General features: G+C 58.1%; 3 protein-coding genes and 2 pseudogenes. All 5 read left to right on the forward strand.

The annotated features are described in order from the left end of the window. The first annotated feature begins 126 nt into the window (after positions 1-126). Complete coding sequence (bcsQ, locus tag ACSZPU_RS20920; protein ID WP_499002794.1) at positions 127-891, forward strand: cellulose biosynthesis protein BcsQ; 765 nt, start codon at positions 127-129, stop codon at positions 889-891. Further along, entirely contained in the window at positions 888-3,491 is a 2,604-nt protein-coding gene (gene bcsA, locus ACSZPU_RS20925; protein ID WP_499002796.1) for a UDP-forming cellulose synthase catalytic subunit, read from the forward strand. The genes bcsQ and bcsA overlap by 4 nt, the downstream gene beginning before the upstream one ends. Before the next feature lie 25 nt (positions 3,492-3,516). Next, positions 3,517-5,949: pseudogene (gene bcsB / locus ACSZPU_RS20930) on the forward strand (cellulose biosynthesis cyclic di-GMP-binding regulatory protein BcsB). A gap of 6 nt (positions 5,950-5,955) precedes the next feature. Then, positions 5,956-7,062: a cellulose synthase complex periplasmic endoglucanase BcsZ gene (bcsZ, locus tag ACSZPU_RS20935; RefSeq protein WP_499002798.1), complete on the forward strand. Its 1,107-nt coding sequence runs from the start codon at positions 5,956-5,958 to the stop codon at positions 7,060-7,062. Further along, a pseudogene (locus ACSZPU_RS20940) lies at positions 7,044-8,033 on the forward strand (tetratricopeptide repeat protein); the annotation flags it as partial. The gene bcsZ and the pseudogene ACSZPU_RS20940, both read left to right, overlap by 19 nt. Positions 8,034-8,110: the final 77 nt, after the last annotated feature.

Genomic DNA, 8,110 nt, shown 5'->3' on the forward strand with positions numbered 1-8,110 from the left:
CGGGCATCGTGAAAAGTCTATGTCAAAGAAAGGGTTATGTTCTCATAATTGACGATTAAATCGCACCTTCCTTAAGCGTTGGCCCTTGCTGGCAGAGTTTGCTCGTCAACAATAAGGAAGCCGTGGATGGCTGTATTGGGGTTACAAGGGGTACGTGGCGGTGTGGGCACCACATCGATTACCGCGGCGCTCGGCTGGGCATTACAACTTTTAGGGGAGTCAGTCCTCGTCATTGACGCCTGCCCCGATAATCTCCTGCGCCTGTCATTCAACGTGGATTTCGACCATTCCGACGGCTGGGCGCGCGCGGTTCTTGACGGTAAAGACTGGCGCGACGCGGGCCTGCGCTACACCTCCAGCATCGACATCCTCCCTTTTGGCCGCCTGACCGCTGCCGAATGGGAAAACCTGCACCTGTTACATGAACCGCTCGGCGAGCTAACGGCAGTGTTGCAGGCGCTGAAAACCCAGAAACGCTATCAGTGGGTGCTGCTCGATTTACCGCACGGCCATTCGCCGCTGACGCGCCAGTTTCTTGAATACTGCGACCACACGCTGGCGGTGGTGAAACCCGATACCAACTGCCACGTACGTCTGCATCAGCAGCGGTTGCCGACCGGCGCGCGTATTCTGATTAACGACTTACGCATTGGCAGCCAATTGCAGGACGACCTCTATCAGGTGTGGCTGCAGAGTCAGCGCAACCTGATGCCGATCCTCATTCACCGTGATGAAGCGGTGGTGGAGTGCCTGGCGGCGAAGCAGCCGCTGGGGGAATACCGTGGTGATTCGCTGGCGGCGGAGGAAATTCTGACACTGGCAAACTGGTGCCTGTTGCACTGCTCGGGTACCCGAGACCCTGAGGTGCAAAGCGCGAGGGTGCTTGAATGAGTCGTCTGGCTGCCTGGTTTCTGATCCCCCCGGTATATGCTCGCTTAAGCGAGCGTTACCATTTTTATCGCCGCAATAAGGCGTCGGGGTTCAGGGCGGCATGTGGCTGTTTCTGGGCGGCGCTGGCATGGATGTTTCTGCCGCTGGAAAATGCCAACTGGCAGCGAGTGAGTGAGCAGCATCAGGATCTCTTTCCGCACATTAACCCGAACAAACCGCGCCCGCTCGACCCGGCGCGTTACCTGTTGCAAACCCTCTGGCTGCTGGCCACCCTGCCGCAGCATGTGGCAGGACAGGTGGCGAAACCCTCACGCTTTGCCCGCGCCCATAAGCTACGCGACCGTTACCACAGCTGGCTGGACTCGCTGCCCACCCGCGTGTCTGATCAGACCAGCCACCTTGATAACCACAAAGAGCTGGGACATATCAGCCGGGGGGCGCGGCGTTTTATTCTGGGTATCATCATCGTCTTCTCACTGATTCTGGCGATCTTGTGTATTACCCAACCGTTTAATCCGCTGTCGCAGTTTATCTTCCTGCTGCTGTGGGGCGTGGCCCTGCTGGTGCGCCGAATTCCGGGGCGTTTCTCGGCGCTGATGCTGATCGTCCTGTCATTGACCGTTTCCTGTCGCTATATCTGGTGGCGTTACACCTCGACCCTGAACTGGGACGACCCGGTAAGTCTGGTGTGCGGCCTTGTCCTGTTGTTTGCTGAAACCTACGCGTGGATTGTCCTGATCCTCGGTTATTTCCAGGTCGTCTGGCCGCTTAATCGCCAGCTGGTGCCGTTGCCGAAAGACATGGCCCTGTGGCCGTCGGTCGATCTTTTTGTGCCGACCTATAACGAAGATTTGAACGTGGTGAAAAACACCATCTATGCGGCGCTGGGCATCGACTGGCCGAAAGATAAGCTCAAAATCTGGATCCTTGATGACGGTGGTCGCGAGGAGTTTCGCCAGTTCGCCCAGACCGTCGGGGTGGAGTACATCGCCCGTACCACCCATGAGCACGCGAAAGCCGGGAACATCAATAACGCGCTGAAATATGCTAAAGGCGACTTCGTCTCTATTTTTGACTGCGACCACGTCCCGACGCGCTCCTTCCTGCAGATGACCATGGGCTGGTTTATCAAAGAGAAGGATCTGGCGATGATGCAGACGCCGCACCACTTCTTCTCGCCGGACCCGTTCGAACGTAACCTGGGGCGTTTTCGTAAAACCCCAAACGAAGGGACGCTGTTCTACGGGCTGGTTCAGGACGGCAACGACATGTGGGATGCCACCTTCTTCTGCGGCTCCTGTGCGGTGATTCGTCGTGGCCCGCTGGATGAGATTGGCGGTATCGCGGTGGAAACCGTGACCGAAGATGCCCATACCTCCCTGCGCCTGCACCGCCGAGGCCACACCTCGGCCTATATGCGTATTCCACAGGCCGCTGGCCTGGCCACGGAGAGTCTGTCGGCGCACATTGGTCAGCGTATTCGCTGGGCGCGCGGCATGATTCAGATTTTCCGTCTCGATAACCCGCTGTTCGGCAAAGGGCTGAAACTGGCGCAGCGCCTGTGTTACGTCAACGCCATGCTGCACTTCCTCTCCGGGATTCCACGGCTGGTGTTCCTCACCGCGCCGCTGGCGTTCCTGCTGCTGCATGCCTACATCATCTATGCCCCGGCCATCATGATTGCGCTGTTTGTTCTGCCACACATGATTCACGCCAGCCTGACTAACTCCAAAATTCAGGGCAAATATCGCCATTCGTTCTGGAGTGAAATCTATGAAACCGTGCTGGCGTGGTACATCGCGCCGCCAACGCTGGTGGCGCTGTTTAACCCGCACAAAGGCAAGTTCAACGTAACGGCAAAAGGGGGGCTGGTCGAAGAAGAGTATGTCGACTGGGTCATCTCCCGGCCCTATATCTACCTTGTATTGCTGAATATCGTCGGCGTGCTGGTGGGGATCTGGCGTTACTTCTACGGCCCGCAAAATGAGATTTTGACGGTGTTCGTCAGTATCGCATGGGTGTTCTACAACCTGATTATCCTTGGCGGCGCGGTGGCGGTGTCGGTGGAAAGCAAACAGGTTCGTCGTGCGCACCGTGTGGAGATCTCTATGCCTGCGGCTATCGCCCGCGAAGACGGCCACCTGTTCTCCTGTACCGTGCATGACTTTTCCGACGGCGGTCTGGGGATCAAAATCAACGGCCAGTCGCAGGTGCTGGAAGGGCAGAAAGTCAGCCTGTTGTTAAAACGCGGCCAGCAAGAGTATGTCTTCCCGACGATGGTGGTGCGCGTGTCTGGCAATGAAGTGGGGCTGCAACTGATGCCGCTTTCCACCAAACAGCATATCGATTTTGTGCAGTGTACGTTTGCCCGTGCTGATACATGGGCGTTGTGGCAGGACAGCTTCCCGGAAGATAAGCCACTGGAAAGCTTGATGGATATTTTAAAATTGGGCTTCCGTGGTTATCGCCATCTCGCGGAATTTGCTCCATCGTCTGTGAAAATGATTTTCCGGTCGCTAACCGCACTGGTTGCCTGGATTGTGTCGTTTATACCGCGTCGTCCCGAACGGGAAGCGGTAATACCGCAACCCGTGACGTGATTGGCTCAACAATGATGAAAACGCGATGAAAAGAAAACTTTCCTGGATTTGTGCAGTGGCTGTGGGAATGAGCGCTTTACCTTCCCTGATGACGTATGCGGCACCCGGTGACCCGGCAACGCAAGCGGCCCCCACCGTGCCTGCCGTCGCGCCTGCGACCCAGCCGGTAGCGACGCCTGCGCCGACACAATCGGAAAACCTGGTGCCGACCACCCCGACCAAAGGGCAAACGGACCCGGCACCGCCGACCGCAAGCCCGACCGTGGGGCAGGTGATGCCGGGCGTGGTGCGGGCAAATGCGCCTATCGTCGCGGATAATGCGCCGTCGCGTGACGTAAAACTGACGTTTGCCGAGATCGCGCCACCGCCAGGCAGCATGGTGCTGCGCGGTATCAACCCTAACAACGGCATTGAGTTTGGCACGCGCAGCGATGAAGTGGTGTCGAAGGCGATGCTGAACCTCGAGTACACGCCGTCACCGTCGCTGCTGCCGATACAGTCGCAGCTGAAGGTCTACCTGAACGACGAGCTAATGGGTGTGCTGCCGGTCACCAAAGAGCAGTTGGGTAAAAAGACGCTGGCTCAGGTGCCTATTGACCCGCTGTACATCACCGACTTCAACCGCGTGCGGCTGGAGTTTGTCGGTCATTACCGCGATGTCTGTGAAAACCCGGCCAGCACCACTCTGTGGATGGACATTGGTCGCAGCAGCTCGCTGGAGCTCTCTTACCAGACGCTGGAGGTGCAAAACGACCTGTCGCACTTCCCGATTCCGTTCTTCGATCCGCGTGACACCCGTCCGTTAACGCTGCCGATGGTCTTTGCGGGCGCGCCGGATCTGGTTGAACAGCAGGCGGCGGCGGTGATTGCTTCCTGGTTTGGTTCCCGTACCGGCTGGCGCGGGCAGAACTTCCCGGTCATGTATAACGGCCTGCCGGATCGTAACGCGATCATCTTCGCCACCAACGACAAACGTCCGGATTTCCTGCGTGATGCCCCGGCGGTGAAAGCGCCGACCATCACCATGATGAGCCATCCAAACAATCCGTACGTGAAGCTGCTGGTGGTCTTCGGGCGTGATGATAAAGATCTGTTGCAGGCGGCAAAAGGCATTGCGCAGGGTAACGTGCTGTTCCGTGGCAGCAGCGTCACCGTTGATGAGGTGAAACCGCTGCTGGCGCGTAAACCGTATGATGCGCCGAACTGGGTGCGGACAGACCGTGCGGTAACCTTTGGTGAGCTGAAAACCTATGAAGAGCAGTTACAGTCCACCGGGCTGGAACCAGCGTCGATCAATGTCGCGTTGAACCTGCCGCCGGACCTTTATCTGCTGCGCAGTAACGGTATCGATATGCACCTTAACTATCGCTATACCGCGCCGCCGACCAAAGACAACTCGCGCATGGATATCAGCCTGAACAACCAGTTTCTGCAATATTTCAACCTGGTCAGCAATCAGGATACCAACCGCCTGCTGCTGCGCCTGCCGGTCTTGCAGGGCCTGCTGGATGGCAAAACCGATGTCTCGATTCCGGCGCTGAAGCTGGGTGCGGTGAACCAACTGCGCTTTGACTTCCAGTACATGAACCCGATGCCGGGCGGTACCATCGACAACTGCGTCACCTTCCAGCCGGTGCAGAACCGCGTGGTGATTGGTGATGATTCCACTATCGACTTCTCGCAGTATTACCACTTCCTGGCGATGCCGGACCTGCGCGCGTTTGCCAACGCGGGCTTCCCGTTCACCCGCATGGCGGACCTGTCCGATACGATTATTGTTGTGCCGCCCACCCCGACAGAAGGGCAGCTGACTACGCTGCTGGACTCAATGGGTACCGTAGGCTCGCAAACGGGTTTCCCGGCCATCAACATGACGTTGACCGATGACGGTACGCAGATTCAGGGCAAAGATGCCGACATCATGATCATCGGCTCTATCCCGGAAAAACTGAAAGACGACAAGCGTATCGACCTGCTGGTCCACGCGGCGTAAAGCTGGGTGAGAACCCCGCTGCGTCAGACACCATTCCCGGGTGTCGTGCCGGATGATACTGACCGTCAGCCTGATGCGCAGACGTCTGTTTCGTCCAGCGGTCCGATGGCGGCCATTATCGGCTTCCAGTCGCCGTATAACGATCAGCGTAGCGTGGTTGCGCTGCTGGCGGACAGCCCGCGCGGTTATGAGCTGTTAAACGGCGCGATGAACGACAGCGGCAAGCGGGCCTCGATTTTCGGCTCCGTGTCGGTGATTCGTGAATCGGGCGTAAACGGCTTGCGTGTCGGCGATATCTACTACGTTGGTCATCTGCCGTGGTTTGAACGTATCTGGTATGCACTGGCTAACCATCCGGTGCTGCTGGCGATTCTGGCTGCGGTGAGCGTGGTGTTGCTGGCGTGGGTACTGTGGCGTCTGCTGCGTATTATTAGCCGCCGCCGTCTCGACTCCGATCACGAGTAAGCGGTGATGAAAGCGCTACGCTGGGTGGTCATGGCGGCGCTTAGGCTGTCGGCGGCGCAGGTTAGCGCCGCCTGTAGCTGGCCCGCGTGGGATCGCTTTAAACAGGACTATATCAGCGATGGCGGGCGAGTCATTGACCCAAGTGATGCCCGCCAGATAACCACTTCCGAGGGGCAAAGTTACGCCCTGTTCTTTGCCCTGGCGGCGAACGATCGCGTCACCTTTAAAACCCTGCTGGACTGGACGCAAAACAATCTGGCGGAAGGTGATTTACGCGCGCGGCTGCCTGCCTGGCTGTGGGGGCGGAAAAACGAAACTGAGTGGACGGTACTGGATACCAACTCCGCGTCGGATGGAGATATCTGGATAGCCTGGTCGCTGCTGGAAGCCGGGCGGCTGTGGAACATGCCTGAGTACACCGCGACCGGCAAAGCGCTGCTCGCGCGTATCGCCAAAGAAGAGGTCACTACCGTGCCCGGCCTTGGCTCTATGCTGCTGCCCGGGAAAGTCGGTTTTGCCGACAAAGACGCCTGGCGCTTCAATCCCAGCTATTTGCCGCCGCAACTGGCGCAGTACTTTACCCGTTACGGTGTGCCCTGGACGACGCTGCGCGAGACCAACCGACGTTTGATTATGGAAACCGCACCGAAGGGGTTCTCGCCTGACTGGGTGCGTTATCAAAAAAATAAGGGCTGGCAGCTGAAATCCGATAAATCACTTATCAGCAGTTACGATGCGATTCGCGTGTATGCATGGGTAGGCATGATGCATGACAGTGACCCGCAAAAGGCGCGCATGCTGGCGCGCCTCAAGCCTATGGAAACAATGACGGCGAAAAATGGTGTGCCGCCAGAGAAAGTCGACGTGGCGACCGGCAAGGTGCAGGGTAACGGCCCTGTGGGTTTCTCTGCGGTACTTCTGCCGTTTTTACAGGATCGTGATGCTCAGGCGGCGCAGCGTCAGCGGGTGGCGGATAACTTCCCCGGCAAAGACGCGTATTACAGTTATGTTCTGACCCTTTTTGGACAAGGTTGGGACGAGCACCGTTTTCGCTTCACCCCTCGCGGTGAGTTACAACCAGACTGGGGCCAGCAATGCGCAAGTTCTCATTAAGTTTATTGTCTTTCACGCTCGGCATCTCCGCGATGCCTTTCGCGCATGCGGCACCGACCGCGCAACAACAGCTGCTTGAACAGGTGCGCCTGGGGGAAACCACCAAACGTGAGGATCTGGTGCGCCAGTCGCTCTATCGCCTTGAGTTAATGGCCCCTGACGATCCGGACGTGATCGCCGCGCGCCTGCGCTATTTGCTGCGCCAGGGCGATAATGCCGGGGCGCAAAAACAGATGGATCGGCTGAACTCCCTTGCCCCGGATGCCAGCGCCACCAAAGCGTCGCGCATGGCAATGACGCTGTCGACTCCCGAAGGACGTCAGGCCTTACAGCAAGCGCGTTTGCAGGCGACAACGGGTCACCCGCAGGAAGCGGTGGCCGCGTACGAGAAGATGTTTAACGGCAATGCGCCGGAAGGCGATCTGGCGGCGGAATACTGGACGCAGGTGGCGAAAATCCCGGCGCGGCATACCGAAGCGGTAAATCAGCTTAAAGCCCTGAATGACCGAAATCCGGGGAACGCCGATTTGCAAAGCACACTGGCGCGGATGTTGATCGCCGATGGACGTACCGAAGAAGGGTATGCGGTTCTTGAGAAGATGGCGAAAAACAACACCGAGCGCGATGCGGCCGCAACCCTTTGGTATCAGCAGATTCAGGGCATGATCGTTAGCGAAAGCAGCGTGGCGGCCCTCAAGCGCTTTCTGAGCGTGTTCAGTGAAGGCGATACGGTCGTAACGGCGCGCCAGCAACTGGATGCGCAGCAGAAACAGTTGGCTGACCCGGCATTTCGTGAACGCGCCAGCGGCCTGGCGGCGGTAGAAGCCGGAAAAGGCGGCACGGCCATTGGCGCATTGCAGGATGCGGTAAGCAAAAACCATCAGGACAGCGAGGCCGTCGGGGCGCTGGGGCAGGCCTATTCCCAGAAGGGCGATCGCGCCCGTGCGGTGGTGCAGTTTGAGAAAGCCATTGGACCCTGTACACGATTCTGTGTAAATGCCTTTTCTCAGAAGTGACCGTCCAGGCGGTCACCGAACTCGATAATAAA

The sequence above is a fragment of the Phytobacter sp. V69 genome, from assembly GCF_965644215.1.
Lineage (GTDB): Bacteria > Pseudomonadota > Gammaproteobacteria > Enterobacterales > Enterobacteriaceae > Phytobacter.

Bases quoted from the DNA above. Each gene is read 5' to 3' on its own strand.
- bcsQ (WP_499002794.1), top strand. From the start codon at position 127: ATGGCTGTATTGGGGTTACAAGGGGTACGTGGCGGTGTGGGCACCACA.
- bcsA (WP_499002796.1), top strand. From the start codon at position 888: ATGAGTCGTCTGGCTGCCTGGTTTCTGATCCCCCCGGTATATGCTCGC.
- bcsZ (WP_499002798.1), top strand. From the start codon at position 5,956: ATGAAAGCGCTACGCTGGGTGGTCATGGCGGCGCTTAGGCTGTCGGCG.